The 18637-nt window shown below is 42.3% G+C and carries 18 protein-coding genes; 9 read left to right on the top strand and 9 right to left on the bottom strand.

What is annotated here, in order from left to right:
- Positions 1-6: 6 nt before the first annotated feature.
- The 7 genes from sfsA (at position 7) to panC (ending at position 5974) form a co-directional block, all read left to right on the top strand.
- Entirely contained in the window at positions 7-714 is a 708-nt protein-coding gene (sfsA, locus tag HII16_RS04955) for a DNA/RNA nuclease SfsA (RefSeq protein ID WP_169128034.1), read from the top strand.
- A gap of 173 nt (positions 715-887) precedes the next feature.
- Positions 888-1334, top strand: coding sequence for an RNA polymerase-binding protein DksA (dksA, locus tag HII16_RS04950; RefSeq protein ID WP_135438998.1), 447 nt, complete (start codon positions 888-890; stop codon positions 1332-1334).
- Positions 1335-1336: 2 nt separating this feature from the next.
- The gene (gene gluQRS / locus HII16_RS04945; protein WP_211183404.1) at positions 1337-2248 is read left to right on the top strand and encodes a tRNA glutamyl-Q(34) synthetase GluQRS; all 912 of its coding nucleotides are present in this window, start codon (positions 1337-1339) and stop codon (positions 2246-2248) included.
- A gap of 167 nt (positions 2249-2415) precedes the next feature.
- Entirely contained in the window at positions 2416-3759 is a 1344-nt protein-coding gene (gene pcnB / locus HII16_RS04940; protein WP_169128032.1) for a polynucleotide adenylyltransferase PcnB, read from the top strand.
- On the top strand, positions 3759-4256 hold the full coding sequence (gene folK / locus HII16_RS04935) for a 2-amino-4-hydroxy-6-hydroxymethyldihydropteridine diphosphokinase (RefSeq protein ID WP_169128030.1): 498 nt from the start codon (positions 3759-3761) through the stop codon (positions 4254-4256). The genes pcnB and folK overlap by 1 nt, the downstream gene beginning before the upstream one ends.
- A gap of 66 nt (positions 4257-4322) precedes the next feature.
- Positions 4323-5117 (top strand): 3-methyl-2-oxobutanoate hydroxymethyltransferase, encoded by a 795-nt coding sequence (panB, locus tag HII16_RS04930; protein WP_169128028.1) that lies wholly within the window; start codon positions 4323-4325, stop codon positions 5115-5117.
- Between the two features lie 8 nt (positions 5118-5125).
- Entirely contained in the window at positions 5126-5974 is an 849-nt protein-coding gene (gene panC / locus HII16_RS04925) for a pantoate--beta-alanine ligase (RefSeq protein WP_169128027.1), read from the top strand.
- A gap of 85 nt (positions 5975-6059) precedes the next feature.
- Here panC and panP read toward each other — a convergent pair whose 3' ends face one another.
- The 6 genes from panP to HII16_RS04895 form a co-directional block, all read right to left on the bottom strand.
- The gene (panP, locus tag HII16_RS04920; RefSeq protein ID WP_169128026.1) at positions 6060-7697 is read right to left on the bottom strand and encodes a pyridoxal-dependent aspartate 1-decarboxylase PanP; all 1638 of its coding nucleotides are present in this window, start codon (positions 7695-7697) and stop codon (positions 6060-6062) included.
- Between the two features lie 151 nt (positions 7698-7848).
- Complete coding sequence (locus HII16_RS04915) at positions 7849-10083, bottom strand: cation:dicarboxylase symporter family transporter (RefSeq protein ID WP_169128025.1); 2235 nt, start codon at positions 10081-10083, stop codon at positions 7849-7851.
- Positions 10080-11246: an N-acetyl-alpha-D-glucosaminyl L-malate synthase BshA gene (gene bshA / locus HII16_RS04910; RefSeq protein ID WP_169128024.1), complete on the bottom strand. Its 1167-nt coding sequence runs from the start codon at positions 11244-11246 to the stop codon at positions 10080-10082. Before bshA ends, HII16_RS04915 begins: the two co-directional genes overlap by 4 nt.
- Positions 11247-11358: 112 nt before the next feature.
- The gene (locus HII16_RS04905; RefSeq protein ID WP_169128023.1) at positions 11359-12024 is read right to left on the bottom strand and encodes an SAM-dependent methyltransferase; all 666 of its coding nucleotides are present in this window, start codon (positions 12022-12024) and stop codon (positions 11359-11361) included.
- The gene (locus tag HII16_RS04900; RefSeq protein ID WP_169128022.1) at positions 12024-12797 is read right to left on the bottom strand and encodes an ABC transporter permease; all 774 of its coding nucleotides are present in this window, start codon (positions 12795-12797) and stop codon (positions 12024-12026) included. Before HII16_RS04900 ends, HII16_RS04905 begins: the two co-directional genes overlap by 1 nt.
- Entirely contained in the window at positions 12794-13720 is a 927-nt protein-coding gene (locus tag HII16_RS04895; protein WP_169128021.1) for an ABC transporter ATP-binding protein, read from the bottom strand. The genes HII16_RS04900 and HII16_RS04895 overlap by 4 nt, the downstream gene beginning before the upstream one ends.
- 112 nt (positions 13721-13832) lie before the next feature.
- On the opposite strand from HII16_RS04895, the gene HII16_RS04890 reads away from it, so the two are divergent.
- Entirely contained in the window at positions 13833-14321 is a 489-nt protein-coding gene (locus HII16_RS04890) for a transcription elongation factor GreAB (RefSeq protein ID WP_169128019.1), read from the top strand.
- Here HII16_RS04890 and HII16_RS04885 read toward each other — a convergent pair.
- Both HII16_RS04885 and HII16_RS04880 read right to left on the bottom strand, forming a co-directional pair.
- Complete coding sequence (locus HII16_RS04885; RefSeq protein ID WP_169128017.1) at positions 14313-15674, bottom strand: MFS transporter; 1362 nt, start codon at positions 15672-15674, stop codon at positions 14313-14315. The two genes, HII16_RS04890 and HII16_RS04885, sit on opposite strands and share 9 nt — an antisense overlap.
- Positions 15675-15756: 82 nt before the next feature.
- The gene (locus HII16_RS04880; RefSeq protein ID WP_169128015.1) at positions 15757-16155 is read right to left on the bottom strand and encodes a thioesterase family protein; all 399 of its coding nucleotides are present in this window, start codon (positions 16153-16155) and stop codon (positions 15757-15759) included.
- A gap of 80 nt (positions 16156-16235) precedes the next feature.
- On the opposite strand from HII16_RS04880, the gene HII16_RS04875 reads away from it, so the two are divergent.
- The gene (locus tag HII16_RS04875) at positions 16236-16931 is read left to right on the top strand and encodes a 2OG-Fe(II) oxygenase (protein WP_169128013.1); all 696 of its coding nucleotides are present in this window, start codon (positions 16236-16238) and stop codon (positions 16929-16931) included.
- Positions 16932-16985: 54 nt separating this feature from the next.
- Here the strand turns inward: HII16_RS04875 and pssA are convergent, their stop codons facing one another.
- A complete protein-coding gene (gene pssA, locus HII16_RS04870) occupies positions 16986-18329 on the bottom strand; it encodes a CDP-diacylglycerol--serine O-phosphatidyltransferase (protein WP_169128011.1) in 1344 nt (447 codons plus the stop codon).
- Between the last annotated feature and the right edge of the window lie 308 nt (positions 18330-18637).

Here is an 18637-nt window from a genome sequence, read left to right as displayed (position 1 = left end):
ATTACTATGAAATTTGACCCGCCATTGCAATCTGCGACCTTAATCAAACGCTATAAACGTTTTTTAACAGACATTAAGCTCGCAGATGGTAGCATCACCACGATTCATTGCCCGAATACCGGGGCGATGACCGGCTGTGCAGAATCCGGGTATACCGTTTGGTATTCATTATCAGATAACCCAAAGCGAAAATACCCAGGGACATTCGAGCTGGCGCAAAGCTTTGATAACCATTTCATCGGCATCAATACTGGCAATGCCAATAAATTGGTTATTGAAGCGATCAACAATGGTGTGATCAAAGAGCTAAACAATTATCAAACGGTTCGTAGCGAAGTAAAATACGGTGATGAAAACTCTCGCATTGATGTTATGCTGGAATCTGATGGACAGCCAACATGCTTTGTGGAAGTAAAATCAACGACCTTATTACAACAAGGTAGCGGTTACTTTCCCGATGCGGTGACCAGCCGTGGACAAAAACATATACGCGAATTAATTAGAATGCGCCAGCAAGGCCATCGAAGTGTATTGTTGTTTTGTGCGCAACATACAGGTATAAACAAGGTTAGAGTTGCAGACTTTATTGATTTGGAATATGCCAAGCTAATTGGCGAAGCGATAGCTGAAGGGGTCGAAATACTCGCCTATGGTTGTGAGATAAACAGTTTTGCGATACAAATTAGCAAAAAATTGCAATTTATCGCACCTTAACGCTTGATATTGAAATTTTAACCCTTATATTCCCTGTCTAACCTATAACAAGGGGCGTTGTAACAGATAAGCAATAAATTTTTCATAAATTCTTTGCCTGTGTTGATACATTCTGTTATAGATATCCCATTAGATGAATGCTAAAGAGTTAAGTAGTACTTAGGAGATTCGGCATGCCAACAAATAAAACACAAGCTATCGGCATCCTGGCATTAGCTGGCGTTGAGCCGTATAAAGAGAAGGCAGGCGAAGAGTATATGAACCCTGCCCAGGAAGAGCACTTCAAAAAGATTCTAGAAGCATGGCGCGCGCAATTACGCGAAGAAGTTGATCGCACCGTGACTCATATGAAAGACGAAGCAGCTAACTTCCCTGATCCAGTTGATCGTGCCGCGCAAGAAGAAGAGTTCAGTTTAGAGCTTCGTACCCGTGACCGTGAACGTAAACTGATCAAAAAAATTGAGAAAACATTACAGTTTATCGAAGAAAGTGATTTCGGTTTCTGTAACTCGTGTGGTATCGAAATTGGTATCAAACGACTTGAAGCACGCCCAACAGCGGATCTGTGCATCGAATGTAAAACTCTTGCAGAAATCAAAGAGCGTCAATTAGCAGGTTAATCTTGTTTAACCCTGACCTCATTGCATCTGATATCAATCGGCCACGACAGCAATATCGTGGCCGTTTTGCTCCCTCCCCCTCAGGTTTACTGCACTTCGGCTCGTTAATCGCCGCATTAGGCAGTTATCTACAAGCTAAAAGTCAACACGGCCAATGGCTGCTTCGTATCGAAGATATTGACAAACCACGCGAAATGCCTGGTGCAGATACACAAATTCTCAACACACTTGAAGCCTACGGTCTGCATTGGGACGAAGATGTGTTGTATCAAAGTAAGCAAGCGTCCTTATACGATGCGGTAATGGATGAATTACTTGCTAATCATATGAGTTACTACTGTCGCTGCAGTCGCGCCGAAATTAAGGCATTGGGCGGGATTTACCAAGGCCACTGTAAGCACCGTAATTACGATAAGCAACAAAGCGCGCTTAGACTCATCAATCAACATCCAGTCGATGATTTTGTTGATGGTGTACAAGGTCTGGTCAAGGTCGATAACGGATTAAGCCACGAAGACTTTATTATTCATCGCCGTGATGGCTTATACGCCTATCAATTAGCAGTGGTTATCGATGATATATACCAAGGCATAACTGAGGTTGTAAGGGGCTGCGATTTGTTGGAGCCAACGGCTCGACAAATCACCTTGTATAAGACCTTTGGCAAACCGTTACCAAGTTATGTGCACTTGCCTTTAGCGGTCACTGAACAAGGTTATAAACTAAGTAAGCAAAATGCCGCGCCCGCTATCGATAATGACCGACCACAACCAGCCTTGATTGCCGCTTTAGAATTTTTAGGGCAACAACCGGATGCACACCTTATAGATGCCACTGTAGAGCAACTTATTGACTGGGCTTTGCAGCATTGGCAACTTAATAAAGTCCCCAAACTCAAAGAAATATCACTATAATTTACGGGTATTTCCCTATTTGTATGAAATTTATCGATAAATCATAGGCTTTCCGTTCTCTTTTTGAGCAAAAAAGAGTATGATCGCGCCTTATTTTTCGACTCTGGCAACTTAAACAATTATTTGCGATGAAGATGTTTAACGCATTCATCAGGCTAATCAAATCGATGACAAAAAACGCTGACAGTAAGCAAACACAAAATCAACAATTTCCGATCGTGTTCGGACGCGATGAACATAATGTTTCACGCAATGAACTGAGTGAAAATGCGCTGAAAGTGTTATACCGACTTAACCGAGGTGGTTATGATGCCTACCTTGTAGGTGGTGGTGTGCGCGACATCTTATTGGGTCAACACCCAAAAGATTTTGATATTGTTACCAACGCAACGCCAGAACAGATAAAGAAACTATTTAGAAATTGCCGTCTTATCGGCCGTCGGTTTCGCCTTGCTCATATCGTATTTGGTCGTGACATTATCGAAGTGGCAACATTTCGAGGTCATCACAAAGAAGATCATTCCGATAAACAAAAGCTGTCGAAACAATCTGAACAAGGCATGCTGCTCAGAGATAATATCTATGGCAGCATAGACGAAGACGCTGAGCGCCGTGACTTCACCATCAATGCTTTGTACTACAGTATTAAAGATTTCAAAGTTTATGATTTTGCCAATGGTGTCGCCGATATCGAAAGTCGCACGATTCGTTTGATTGGCGATCCAGAAACACGATACCGAGAAGATCCAGTGCGTATGCTGCGGGCAATCCGCTTTGCGACCAAATTGGATATGGATATTGATCCTAAAACTCGTGAACCAATAACATCATTAGCACCACTTATGGCCAATATCCCACCGGCGCGTATGTTCGAAGAATATATGAAGTTATTTCTTGGTGGCAAAGCTCTAGAAAACTTTGACATGTTGGCGGAATATGAGCTGTTGCAGTACTTCTTCCCGCATATTAGTGAAGATATTAAGCATAATAGCGATGGCAATGCGGCGAAATTTGTACGCACAGTACTGCGCAATACTGATGCACGCATCAATCAAGGTAAACGGGTAACACCAGCATTTTTATTAGCGGCAGTTATCTGGCACCGGATCGAATCGCAAATACAAGTCTTTACAGAACAACATAACATGCCGTATCAAGATGCGTTCTTTACCGCTATGCATGAAGTGATGTCAGAGCAACAACGTTGTATTGCGATTCCTAAACGCTTTCAATTACCGATGAAAGACATCTGGTTCTTACAACAAAAATTGGAACAACGCGAACCGAAAAAGGTTTTCAAAACCTTAGAACACCCGCGCTTTCGTGCTGGTTATGACTTCTTGTTGATCCGTAGCGAAATTGAGCAAGGTGACTTGGTTGAGTTGGCTAATTGGTGGACCCACTTTCAAGAAGCCACGCCTGATACACAACAACAAATGCTAAAAAGTTTTCGACCGACTCGCCAGCGTCGTCGCCGTAATCCGCGCAAACGCAAGAAGGCAGCTGAGTAATGTCAACTGAGGTATATATCGGTCTAGGCAGTAATCTTGATAATCCTGGTTTACAAATACAGCACGCTGTCGATGCATTGGCTAAGATTAAGCGCTGTAATGTCGTTGATGTATCCTCGCTCTATTCCAGTAAACCGATGGGACCTCAGGACCAACCGGATTATATGAACGCGGTTGCATTATTGCACACAACACTTGAACCAGAAGACTTCCTCGATCAATTGCAAACTATTGAAGCCGATTTTGGCCGCGTCCGTAAAGATCAACGCTGGGGTGCGCGAGTGCTGGATTTAGATATCTTGTTATTCGGCGATCTCGTGATTAATAGCGAACGATTAACGGTACCACATTACGGTATGAAGGTAAGGGAATTTGTCATTTACCCGTTGGCTGAAATAAACGAAAATATTGCTCTACCGGATGGAACAAGTGTAAAAAGTTTACAGGCTAAACTGGACAAAAACGGCTTGTTTGTTGTCCGTAGATTGCACATTTAATATGAATATGCCACTGTTAGGCAATTTTTTAATGCCGGCTTAGGCACACATCAATAGCAAATTATTATGAGTAGAATAACTGTTAGTACCCTGCAAAAAATGAAGCAGGATGGTGAAAAAATTTCCACGATTACGGCCTACGATGCCAGCTTCAGTCATTTATTTGATGAAGCAGGAATACACGCCATGCTCATTGGCGACTCGCTTGGCATGGTATTGCAGGGCAAATCAGATACCCTCCCCGTGACCATTGAAGAGATCGGCTATCATACCGAATGCGTTCGTGCCGGTGCGACCAAAGCGCTGATTCTTGCCGATTTACCTTTTATGACCTACGCCACGCCAGAGCAAACCTATGAGAATGCGGCTAAATTGATGCGTGCCGGTGCCAACATGGTTAAATTAGAAGGCGGCGCATGGTTGGTTGAGACCATAAAAGGCCTAGTAGAGCGCAGCGTCCCTGTCTGTGGCCACCTTGGTTTGACACCACAGTCTGTTAACGTCTTTGGCGGTTTCAAAGTGCAAGGTCGTGACAATGAAAAAGCCAGGCAAATGATTGAGGATGCTAAGCAACTCGAAGCAGCTGGCATTCAACTGTTGGTACTCGAATGCATCCCGGTAGAATTAGCAAAAGCCATTACTGATGCATTAACAATCCCTGTTATTGGCATTGGCGCCGGCAATGTTACCGATGGTCAAATATTGGTGATGCATGACGCGTTTGGCATCTCTGTTGGCAAAATACCAAAGTTTTCCCGTAACTTCTTAGCGGACGCTGGTGATATACGCGCCGCGGTAGCTTTATATAAATCAGAAGTCGAAAGCGGCAACTTCCCTGGCCCAGAACACTGTTTTAATTAGGAGTTGTGATGCAGACCGTTTGTAACATAGAACAGCTGCGAACAGTTGTTAATGCCTGGCGTCAACAAGGCTTGCGCGTTGGCTTTGTGCCAACCATGGGTAACCTTCATGCGGGTCATATCTCCTTAATTGAAGAAGCGCATAAGCACGCCGATAAAATCGTCGCCAGCATTTTTGTCAATCCAATGCAGTTCGGTGCCAATGAAGATATTGGTAACTACCCAAGAACTCTTAGCGATGACCAAGAAAAGTTAGTTGCTGCTAATTGTGACTTACTGTTCACTCCAACACCGGAAATCATTTATCCAAAAGGGTTGGAAAATCAGACCTTTGTTGAGGTTCCAGATGTCTCTGTTGGCTACTGTGGAGAGTCTCGTCCAGGTCATTTTCGCGGTGTTGCTACGGTGGTCTGCAAGTTATTTAATCTGGTGCAGCCAGACATTGCATGTTTTGGTTTAAAGGATTACCAGCAGATTCAAGTCATTAAAACCATGGTTGAAGACTTATCCATGCCTATTGATGTCATTGCTGTGGAGACCAAGCGCGAAGCATCAGGTCTGGCGATGAGTTCGCGTAATAATTATTTGAATGACGCAGAAAAAGCCACTGCGGTTAATCTGTCACAAACTATGCGATGGTTAGCATCGCAACTTGCCAGTCATAACGATTATGACAAATTACTGCAACAAGCTCGCGCTAAAATTGACGCCAGCGGTATGAAAACCGATTACATACATATTGCTCACGCCCGCACATTAGAGCCAGCAACACAGAACGATAAATCATTAGTAATTTTAGCGGCGGCGCATTGCGGCAAGGCTCGACTTATCGATAACCTGCAAGTCGAGTTAGATTAGTGCTAAGTGCTAAGTGCTATAAAAATATAAAGAATATAAAAAAAGGAGGTCAATTGACCTCCTTTTTTGTATCCATAGCAAACACTTAAGTGGCTCGAATGGTGTCAATGATTTGAGGCAAGTATTGCAAGCTGCTGGCAGCAATTTGTTTCTGCTCGGCAAGCACATCTTTTAATATTTGTTCGGTCGTTAACGGGTTGGCCAAGACCACTCGAAATACTAAGGTTTTTCGGCCACTATATTTGGCAACTTCAATACGCGTACGTGACACAAACGACTTACCGTCTTCGCGTTGACGCTTTTGTATAAACTTAGTGAGCTTATCTAACAGCGAATTAATATCCAATGATTGCTGTGCATTGGCAGTTTGTAAGAATGATTGCACCGCCTGCGGTGCATATCGATAGGTAAGTAAACAAAGCTCCGGCTCAGAAATAAGCTCAAAATCACTGTCTTGATCAATTAACTGTGCAAAATATTTGGCTTTTTCAATACTCTGATTGATCAATAACTCATAGCCAGGACGAGATATTATATGCAAACTAGCGTATACCATCATCGCCATACCAGGACGCGACCCCTCCAAGGTGTGTGAACCTAAATCCTTTGAGCCTTTACGCAGTATGTATTCTGCATGGTGCTCAATCGATGCCACAGCCGCTGGGTTTTTAAAAACCACCAAACCTGCGCCCATTGGCACATACATTTGCTTATGAGCATCTATGGTGACTGAGTCCGCCAGTTCAATACCTTTCAATACATCGCGATACTTATTCGAGAGAAGTGTCGCGCCACCCCATGCGGCATCGACATGAAAATGGCAATTGTATTGCTCGGCAATGGCTGCCATTTCAGTCAGGGGATCAACATTACCGGTTTCAGTTGTGCCCGCGACACCAACCAAACACATCACTTTAATTTTTTGGCTTTCCAATTCTGCACAGGTTCGTTGCAGCTGTTCAATATCAATTCTATTGTGCTCATCAGTCGCTACCGAAATAACCGACTCACGACCAATACCAAGAATATCCGCGGCTTTCTTTAATGAGTAATGGCCACGCTCGGATACCACTATTGCCACACCTTGGTAACCATAATGTTGCAACGCCTTATGCAAACCTTGTTGTGCAACACCTTTAAACTCGCCATCAGCCTTAAGTAAGTTGTTACGAGCAACCCATAAAGCAGTGATATTGGCGACTGTTCCACCAGAGCAAAATGCCCCAAGAGAATGCCCTGCACTGTGCATAAATTCTTGATAGAAATCATCTGGCTCGTTATAAACCAGTCGATGCAACATACCAAGCACTTGACGCTCTAATGGCGTAAACGCTTTCGACGTTTCAATTTTTACTAGGTTTTGATTTAAACCTGTCATCAACTTAGTTAACGGCAGCAAAAAGTACGGTAGCGCTGAGGTCATATGACCAATAAAGCTTGGTGATGAGGTATGCACTGATTGTGATATCAGTTTATCCAATAGATGATGGGTATGGTCCGAAACATACTGCGGCTGCTCGGGTATCTGAGATTGGGCGAAATCTTTTTCAATTTCCGTTAATGGCTTATCAGTGGCAACAATAGATTTAGCCAAAAAGCCATTAAGGTTTTGCGAAATCTCCGCTTCGATTCGACCTAACGTAGAATCGGGAGCCTCCGGTATTGTAAATATTTGATGCAGTGATTCAGGGGTTGCCTGAGCCGCCCGTTTGTTTCTAGTCATAACCCAGTTCAGCAATTTATTTTATGCTGTTTATTAAATTGGCAGTTTTGTTACGCGGACTTTAATAAAAATTTCGCCAAATGTCTTGTAACTTTTATCGAGAATGTTGCTTTTTGCCCAAAAAAACAAACGAAACAGGACTTTTTGTCGGTCATTCTTCCTTGTTTGAAACCGCATTGCCGTCTGAAGACACTTCCTCGTCCTTAGGTTTGTCATCAACCCAGTGTAATACATCCTTGATTATTGACCAACGCGGTTTCTTAGGTACGGCGTTCTCCCCCAATATCCAATAAGAGTATAGTTTCTCAACATAGCCAGAAGAGTCTTGAATGGCTAACCAACTATTCAAAAAGGTTAATAATGGCAAGTTTTCAAGTGCAACCGCATATGCTGCCGGGAATGACTTTATGTTGTCATGATTATATACAGTGGTGTAATTAGGATAAATCATAGTCCAGGTTTTACCTGCTTCAAGGCTGATGATTAAACCATCCCAGGTTTTACCATTATCGCGGAAAAACTGACGATCACTGTCGATGATTTCGATGCTTACATTCGGATATTGGGTTTCTAACATTGGAATAATAGAATACTCACCGACCGCAGCAAGACGCAGTTTACCTGCTTTTCGAACCTTATCTGGCGTATCAAACTCATCGGCACGATGGTCTTTTACCACCACAGAATAGTGCAAGGTCAATACTTTGTTGGTGTAATTAGCACGGCCGATTCGGTTGGTTGTCATTTGCAAGCCGGAGACCGCGATATCAAATTGGCCGCGATTCATCGCCCTAATAGCATTGATGTCATTATAGGGAATCAATACTAAGGTGACTTCCAACTCAGAAGCCAACTTTTCCATCATCTCAATGTCAAAACCGACTAACTGACCTTGGCTGTTATAGAATGAAAATGGCATTTGTTTAGGGTTATAGCCAACCCGTAATTCACCACTTCTCTTAATGTCTTCGATACCGCGTAGTGGTTGAGGCTCAGCTAAATCATCAATCTCAGTTTTGGCTGCAATGTCTTCAGGTAATTCTTCAGCCTGCTTCATTTGCCTGACCACATCATCCATCACATATTCGGTATTGATAAAACTTTTCAGTAAAATGCCTGAGCCAAAAAGCAATCCGGCAAACACGACTGGCGTTAACGCGCTATAAATTACCAATCGTTTCACGCTTAGCTTGGCCAAACCCGCCAGCATCGCGGTACCACCTACAGCCAAAATGAATATGTTCATGGCGGCTAACAAGGATGTAAAGCGACTGGTAAATAAACTTGAAACCATATAAAGCTGGAATAAATCTGATGGCAACTCCATAGAATCAAGCAGCATAGGAACCGTTAAGTAAACGCTACCAAACAAACTGATCAAGCCATTAATTGCCATCGGTATGTACGTGATAAAATCAATGTCGCCGCCAGCAAACCAAGCGGCAAATAAAACAAAGACGATAGTTAATAATTTACCGAGGTTCGGAAAACTGAAGACTACGGGAATAATGATATTGGCATAATCATCGGTACTCTCATTGCCAATATTGTATTTATGGAAAAGCTCTTTGGTGCGCTCTATCAACAACGGCAAGACAATAAAAATATTACCCGCAGCGAACGCGGTGATCATTGCGTCTTTGGCAATACCTGATATATCCCTATATGAAAAAGGGGTAAAGCTCGCCACTAATGCTGGTAAGATCCAGTAGGTTAATATTAGGGTGAGAATAACATGGGCGACAAAATAGACTTGCAGCTTTTGAAATTCTTCCAAATCCATCGTCCCTGCCGTGGCGGCGGTCATCGCAAAAATCCCCAAAGGCATCAACTTGACGATGTACTGCGTTACCTTATTAAAAGCTTCGCCAAGCAACTGTAATGGCGCAAGCAGTGGCTCTTTGTTATCAATCGATATCAACGCGATACCGGTTGCCACACAAAATAATACGATGGCCGGTATGTAACTGTTCGATAAAGAGAAAAACGGATTTGCCGGAATATACAAATCAAGTAAGTCGACCTCTTCAGGATCGCTTAATACAGCAAGGCTAAAAAAGTCACCGGCCTGCCACTCTGGGAATGTCCATTTAATGGTATAAATGGTTAGGATACCTAAGCCCCAAATAATCAACATCAGCTTACCGACATTGATACCAAGGGACCGAGCCTGATGATATGACAGTTTACCAAGGCTGGAGATAAGTGAAACTATGATGTAAGGGATGATTGTCATCTGCAGTAGTTTGATGAACGCATCACCAATAATCGCCATCCACGCGATCATTTCGCCAAAAAATAAACCAAATACGATTCCAATCGCAAATGACAGCAATACTACGGTCGACATACTCATTTTTTTGTTATTATTTTGGGTTTTGCTCATAGAGATTGTTTATCCTTCTCTAGGGTCAATATAGATTTTCTGTGCTCTAGCAATGCGGCCTGATAGCAACTTAAATATTGCTCTACTTTGGCATCCCAACTAAATTTTTGCATGGCACGGGCACGCCCATTTTGGCCCATAAGATATTGCAGTTTATCGTTACTCATGATGTCGATAACAAAACCCGCCATTGAAACAACATCATCAGGGTCAGCTAAATAACCTGTCTCGCCATGTTTCGCCACTTCAGGTATGCCGTCAACATTACTGGAAACGGTCGGTATAGCGCTTGCCATAGCCTCTAAAACAACCATAGAGAACGATTCATGATAGCTAGGTTGAATCACACAATCAGCGTTGGGCAATAAGCTTTCCACATGATTAATATTGCCCATAAAATTGATCTTATCGATAATCCCCAAATCTGTAGCCATCTCCTTCATTGCGTCAATATCTGGGCCATTGCCAAGAAGTACCAAGCGACTTTTGATTTTACTTTGCACTAAGTGAAAGGCGGCAATAACCGCTTTGGTATTTTTCACCTCGCGAAAATTAGAAATATGCATGAGGATTTTTTCGTCCGGTTCAGCCAATGTTTGGCGCACTGCCGAACTTTTTTTATGCGGTGTAAAAACATCCATATCGATAAAGTTATTAATGACATCAATGTGATTGGTAATATTAAAATTAGCATGGATATAACTGCGCTGAAATTTAGATACGGTGGTGACCTTGGTACTCTTGTTAATGCTAAATTCATTTAACGGATACAAGGGACGATCTTGACCAACAACGGTGACATCGGTGCCATGAATCGTGGTGATGGTAGCAAATTTATATTGCGAGATTTCTTCAGCCAAGTAACAACATAATGAATGGGGAATGGAGTAATGTGCGTGCACCACATCCAGTTGATGCTTTTGCGCTACTTCAACGATTTTTGCCGTCAAAGCAAAGGTATACAAAGGATGTTCGAACAAGGGATAGTTGATTTCTTCAACCAAGTGCAGATGAATGTTAGGCTCGAGCTTATCGAGCTTAAACGGTCGTTCACGACATATAAAATGTATGTCATGACCTTTTCGTGCCAAACCAATACCCAACTGAGTTGCGATCAACCCAGAGCCACCAATACTGGGATGGCAAACTATTCCAATTCGCATAATAACCCATCACCCTTTTTTATTTATAAATAGAGCTGCGACGATAGTCGACTACTCATTTAAAAAAGTATAATTGGTTATTTCAATTTAGCCTATTTTCTTCAATATTTTCTTAGGCTTGCAGCGTTATATCAAGCTTGTAACAGGTTTGCTTACTGGCTTTATATTTGGCTTCAAAAGGGGTTAGAGGTTGCTCATCATTGACGGTAGAGAGTGCACCGCTAAAGCCAGCGATGGCTGCAGCCTGTTGAAACTCCTCCAGATAGAGGCGCCAATTACTGCGTAAATGCAACGTTTTACCGACTTTAATGATATAAGGAAACACCGCACTGCCATGCCATCGTCTTTGCAAATGCTTGGCCTTTGGCCATGGGTTAGGGTACAGAATATAATGCTTGTCTACCGGCCACTCAGCCTCTACCAATAAGCGATAAAAGTCGTTTAAGTCGGCTCGAACTAGGATATAGTTTTCCGCTTGCCATATATCATCAACATTACGATTAATACGATTGTCTGACTTATCAACACCTATAACTAATGCTGTGGGGTTTTGTGTGGCCAGAATACGCGTGCTTTGACCAACACCACAGCAGGCATCAAGAATAACTGGACCGCCATGGTTTTGAACTTTTTCATCGACCAGAGCAAATGCCGCTCGGGTATGATCAGCAATAGGTTTTTTAAACTCGTGACTGAGGTGCTTTTTGACAACCTCTGTCAGGCTTTCATGAATACCCGGTTGATTAGTAATGATTTGTTTCGAATCGCCAAAAGACATTAGCTGCGTAAACCTATTCCTTTACTGATTAAATACATGGCCACAGAGTATAGCACGAGCAAAAATGTTCCGATGACTGAAAACGCCATGGTTAGGCTGACATCACTGATACCAAGAAAGCCATATCGAAAAGCGTTGACCATATAGACTATCGGGTTGATTTGAGACACACCTTGCCAAAAATCAGGCAGCAAGGAAATGGAATAAAATACCCCGCCCAAATAGGTTAATGGCGTTAATATAAAGGTTGGAATAATAGAAATATCATCAAAACTACCGGCAAATATCGCATTGATTAAGCCACCTAGAGCAAATACCGCAGACGTTAGCATCACAGTGATTATTACCACGGCTATGTTATGAATCTGGATATCAGTAAACAACATGGCAATACAGGTAACGATCAAGCCAACCAGAATGCCACGGCACATACCGCCACCAACATAACCGGCAACAATAACCCAATTTGGAACAGGTGCGACCAGCATTTCTTCAACGTTGCGTTGCCATTTAGCACTAAAAAACGACGAGGCGACATTTGAATAAGAGTTGGTGATTACCGACATCATGATCAAGCCAGGCACAATAAACGCCATATAGTCAAAGCCATCCATTTGGCCAATACGTGAGCCAATTAGTGAGCCAAAGATAACAAAATATAAACTGATGGTAATCGCTGGCGGCACCAAAGTTTGTACCCAAATACGGGTAAAGCGGTGCACTTCCTTATGTAAAATACTGCTTAATGCAACTCGATTTTGATACCGTATCATGATTCTTCCTCCGCCTTATTAGCGACCAGAGTCACAAACAACTCTTCTAAACGGTTTGCTTTATTGCGCATACTCTTCACCTCTACACCTTGCTCGGATAGCTGGCTAAAGACAGGGTTAATGGCCTTAGACTTATCGACATCGACTTCCAATGTATGTTCATCAATTTGTCGAAACTCATAGCCTTGCAAACTTGGCGGCGTGGTCATATCTGATGTATCTAGTACAAAGGTTTCTACATGCAATTTTGATAGTAGGCTTTTCATCGATGTGTTTTCAACGATACGACCTTTATCGATAATGGCGATATTACGACAAAGCATTTCAGCTTCTTCTAAATAATGGGTGGTCAGAATTATGGTGATACCTTGGCCATTCAGTTCACGCAGATAAGTCCACATATGACGACGTAATTCGATATCAACACCCGCTGTTGGCTCATCGAGAATCAACATTTTAGGCTCATGCATCAGTGCTCTAGCAATCATCAAACGACGTTTCATACCACCAGATAAATTGCGTGATGGCTGGTCTTTTTTATCCCAAAGGTCTAATTGCTTAAGATACTTTTCAGCTCTAAGCGTTGCTTCTTTTCGAGCAACACCATAATAACCGGCCTGATTAACCAATATCTTCATTGGCGCTTCAAACTGATTAAAGTTAAATTCTTGTGGCACTAAGCCGAGAAAGCTTTTCGCCAAATCCAACTGCTGATCAATATTATGACCAAATACTTCAATATCGCCTTCGGTTTTGTTTACCAAAGACGTGACCACACCTATGGTGGTCGACTTACCAGCACCATTTGGCCCTAGCAATGCAAAGAAGTCACCTTGTTGGACTTGCAAATCAAGCCCTTTTACCGCTTCAAAGCCGCCTTTGTAGACTTTCCTTAAACCAGTAATTTTTAATGCAGGGGTCATAATACGTTCCTATGTCCTAGTTGCCTCATAGATATGGGCGATATCCTATTATTCAAGCTAGGCTAACAGTTTATTGGCATTTACCAGGTATATTTCTTTATAATTGTCGGTAATGAATATTGATAAACAACATCTAAAAAATAAAATCATCAGCCAGCTTGAGGTGGCATTGCAAAATGCGATGGCCTCTGCCGATAGCGCCAGAAAAGAAGCTACCGATGATCAAAGTGTCGCTGAGACCCAATATGATACCTTAGGTCTAGAAGCATCCTATTTGGCGCATGGTCAAAGTGAACGCGCTGCGCAACTGATAGAGCAAATACAAGCATATAAAGCGCTAGAGTTTAGACAATTCGGTGAAGACGACGCCATAGCCATCAGCGCGGTCATTCTATTGCAATCATTAGATGCAATGGCTACACAACATTATTTTATTGGTCCATTTGCTGGTGGTATGCAAATTAACGTTAGCGATATCACAATCACTGTCATCACCCCAAATGCACCGCTGGCTCGTGAATTAATTGGATTATATCAAGACGATGAATTTATCTGGCCAAGCGATAGCGGTCATAAACGAGTGATCAGTGGGTTAATTTAGCACGGTCTTTAACTGTTCCATATCGACTACTTTGTCATCCACTTTAACGTATGCAACAGAGTCGGTAAAAACAATGCTTGATTCGATAACACCGGGCATTTTCGCCAGACGATTAGCTAGTTGTTGGGCATGACTTTCATCGGTTAAGTTAATATTAAAACTTAAGCTTTTAGATTTGACGATGGGCTTCATTCCTAATGCTAACAGGAACCACACGATCATCAGCAATGCCGATACCAGAAACACTTGCGAATTGCCCCATAGTTGGGTAATTACCCCACCTAAAGCACCACCACAAAACGCACCAAAGAATTGACTGCTTGAAAAAATGCCCATTGCTGAGCCTTTCTGACCGGCAGGAGCGATTCGCGATAAGTTCGCTGGCATGGTTGCCTCAAGATAGTTAAAGGCAACAAAAAACAATACCACTAAGATAACAATAAGAGTGAAATCAGTACTTGTTTGCCACAAGGTAAGCAAGGTTGCGGTCATCAATAAAATAGCGCCACAAAAGGCCAGCTTCTCTTTATTCTTCTTTATCGCAATAATCATTACCGGCACCATTAACGCGAATGACACCAGCAATGCAGGTAAGTACAAGCGCCAGTGATCGGAGATGGCAAAACCTACTTCGGTCAATTGCACTGGTAATACAACGAACATCGCCGTTAACGCCATATGCAAAATAAATACACCGAGATTAAGGCGCATTAACTGCGAATCTTTAAGCATGCTTAGCAGCGCTGTAGGTGCAGCGACTAAATCGCCTTTTGGTGCTGTGGTGACCGCATTTGGCACCACGAACAAAACCAATGCCATGCCAAACACAGCAAAAATCGCGGTTAGATAAAATAGTCCGGCAAGACCGTAGTCTTTCGCGACCACTGGCCCCAACACCATTGCAATGGCGAATGATAAGCCAATAAACATACCAATGGTTGCCATCACTTTAGGGCGTTGCTCTTCACGAGACAGGTCGGCGGCCAATGCTAATGTTGCGCTGGCAATTGCGCCCATCCCTTGTAACGCACGACCAAATACGACACCATAAACCGACTCAGATTGAGCCGCAACGATGCTGCCGATACAAAACAACACTAAGCCACCTAAAATGACTGGCTTGCGACCAAACTTGTCGGATAATATTCCCATCGGAATCTGTAACAGAGCTTGTGTAAATCCATAAGCACCAATGGCAAGGCCAAGCCATAGAGGGCTATAACCTTCAAGTTCGACGCCATATATGGCAAATACAGGCAAGATCATAAAGAGACCGATCATGCGCATGCCAAATACCGCAGCTAACGAAAGCGATGCTTTTTTTTCAATGCTGTTTAAAGCGCTTGTACTCATGAATTTATTGATTATGAATTAAGATTATTAGGCCGCGAATTTTAACACGAAGTTACTGGCAAGATAAATGCAAATGCCATTATTAGCCAACTGTCGTCAAATGTTGCTGCAATTTCTCGCGAATATCATCAGCAATAGGTTCGGATGTTTGGCTTTGGTAGTTAAAGTTAACCATGATTGCTCGTCCATCGGCGCACTTTTTTTGATTTTGATAAAGCTCGTGATAGACAGTAAATGACGCATTACCTATTTTCTCAATGGAAGTTCTTACTTCAATGTTCTGTCCGTAATAAATCTGAGCAAGAAAGTTCACTTCGATCTTAGCCAGGATTAGCGGCCATTTTGTTATGTCTAAACTTGGGGTAAATAACTTAAATATCGGTGTTCTGGCGTTTTCAAACCAGACCGGTAGCTTAGCATTATTAATGTGGCCAAGCGCATCAGTATCGCTAAAACCAGGTGCAACCGAGTAATGAAACATAGAAAGACTACCAATTTTTATTAAAACAACTTAATCTATCCACAATTTATTCCTTTGCGCAGCGATAAGCAATATAACTGATGACAGATTTTATCGAAGTTTACGACAACGCCCTGCCAAAACAGTTTTGTCAGGATTTTATTAAACAATTCAATAGTAGCCCACATAAGGTCTCCGGCCGCACTGGTGGTGGTGTCGATAGCAGTAAAAAAATTAGCGAAGACATTTACTTAAACGAGCACCCAGAGTTCCAAGCCTCGTTAAATACTATTTTACAAGCAACCACCCAGTCGGTTGCTGACTATGTCAGTAAATACTACTTCAGCTTGATCAGTGGTATCAGCATTACCTTAAAACACCCGGTGAGCGGTGAGCCGACAAAATTGACTCATGAAAACTTTGATGAGGTTGGCCGCCCTAACGCGATGAACTTGCTGCGCTACTTATACCGCTTAGCCCCAGTTAATGCTCAGAAATATCAAAAAGGCTTAGGAAATTACAGTTACTGGCACTCAGAAATCTACCCTCAACCTAATGGCAATGAACCGTTGCACCGAGTACTACTGTTTCTTATCTATTTAAACGATATCGAAGAAGGTGGTGAGACGGACTTTTTCTATCAAGAAAAAAGCATTAAACCTAAAGCAGGTAGTATTGTTATAGCGCCTTGTGGTTTTACTCACACCCACCGAGGAAATGTGCCTGTCTCAGATGATAAATACGTTTTGACATCGTGGATTATGTTTAATCGCGCAGAGCAAATATATACCGGTTAACAATACCTTATTACGAAAAAAGCCACAAATGTTGGCTTTTTTAAGCGCTGAAATTTACAGAAAGCGTTTAAGTACGCGATCAAACTGTGTCAATTTAATGCGCCTCATTAGCTCTCTTGGTTTGTCAGGATAATCGTTAATAGATTCAATATCTTCTATTGAATTAACTCTTTTCGTGTTAGCCATGATCATATCGCGCTCACGATGCCATTGAGACTGCAATTGTTGGCCCTGATCATTGACCATCAAACCATTTTCGAGATCTAAGCTCCATGCCCGAGGGTTTAAGTTGCTGCCGGTAATAAGGTGATAAGTATCGTCGGCAACAATACCTTTAAGATGATAGCTATTATCACCGTCTTTCCATAAATGAATATTTAATTGGCCACTATCGACAAAGCTTTGATAGCGCTTGATAAAGTTTCGCAACAAAGTCTCATAGATATAAGGCACGATACAGATAGTTGAAAACTGTTCTTGATCAGCAATATAAAAATCGTTTGCGGTTTTATCACCGACTACGATGGTCACTTTCACGCCTTTTTTCAACGCCTTACGAAGATCAGCGGTTAATGGCTTAGGGAAATTAAAATATGGTGTAAAAATAACAAGCTCGCGCTTTGCAATGCGAAAGACTTTACGAGCAGTTGCATTAAGCTTATTTGCTCTAGGGCCTAAGCCTAACAATGGCATCACACTTAAATCAGTGGCTGCGGTCGTTGACGAGGTCACTTGATATCCACTGCCGCGTAATAACGCTTTTAAACGCTTTACGATGCCCTTGACTGCCTTTTTACCAGGCACTTTGTCTGCATTTAACTTAGGGGCTAAGTCACTATTAACAAAGCTGATATTTAAGAATCGAACAAAACTGTCGGCTAGATTAGCATTATAAAACAAGTGGTATCTGTCACAACGATATTTATCACCTTGGTGTAAATAAATATTATTGATGCTTGCGCCAGTAAACAACAAGGTATCATCAATAACAAACCCTTTTAAATGCAGTACGCCTAAGAATTCGCGCTGCTTAACTGGCACACCATATATATTAATCTTATGCTCATATTGCGCAGACATGTCCAAATATAATTGGCGATTACCTAACGATTCTGCTTCACCTATTAAGCCTCGTTGAGCACGATGAAAGTCAACAAAGATATTAACATCTAATTGCGGATTGGTTTGCTTGGCGTCAAAGATAGCGGTAAGAACTTCACGTCCAGCTTCATCATCTTGCAGGTAAAGAGCCGTAATATAAATACGCGATTTAGCCGTAGTAATCAGCTCTAAAAGTCGCTGATGGTACTCACGGGCAGAGTATAAAAACTCTACCTGTTCTGATGCTAAAGGTATGGTGTCTTGAACCGACAGCCCTTGATTACGGGAAAATATCATTGATTAAGGAATTATATAATTTTTACCTGATTATAAACGGATTTTTGCAACGAACAATAAAAAAGCCCGCTTTTGCCGGCTTTTTTCAAAATTAAAAGATTTGTTATAGCAAACATGCTTTACATCTGATGATGATGTCGAATTAGAGCTTAGCAATAGAGGTGGATAGTAAAGGCACCAGGTGACAAATCGAGGTTGCTGCCTTCGCCGCAATGACGTGCAGGGACGCACTAATGCCGCGGATGCATGGATGCACAGGAGCGGTGACGTGCAGGGACGCACTAATGCCGCGGATGCATGGATGCACA

This window comes from Thalassotalea sp. Y01 (genome assembly GCF_012932945.1).
GTDB lineage: Bacteria > Pseudomonadota > Gammaproteobacteria > Enterobacterales > Alteromonadaceae > Thalassotalea_A.
This window is presented reverse-complemented; position numbering and strand designations above follow the sequence as displayed.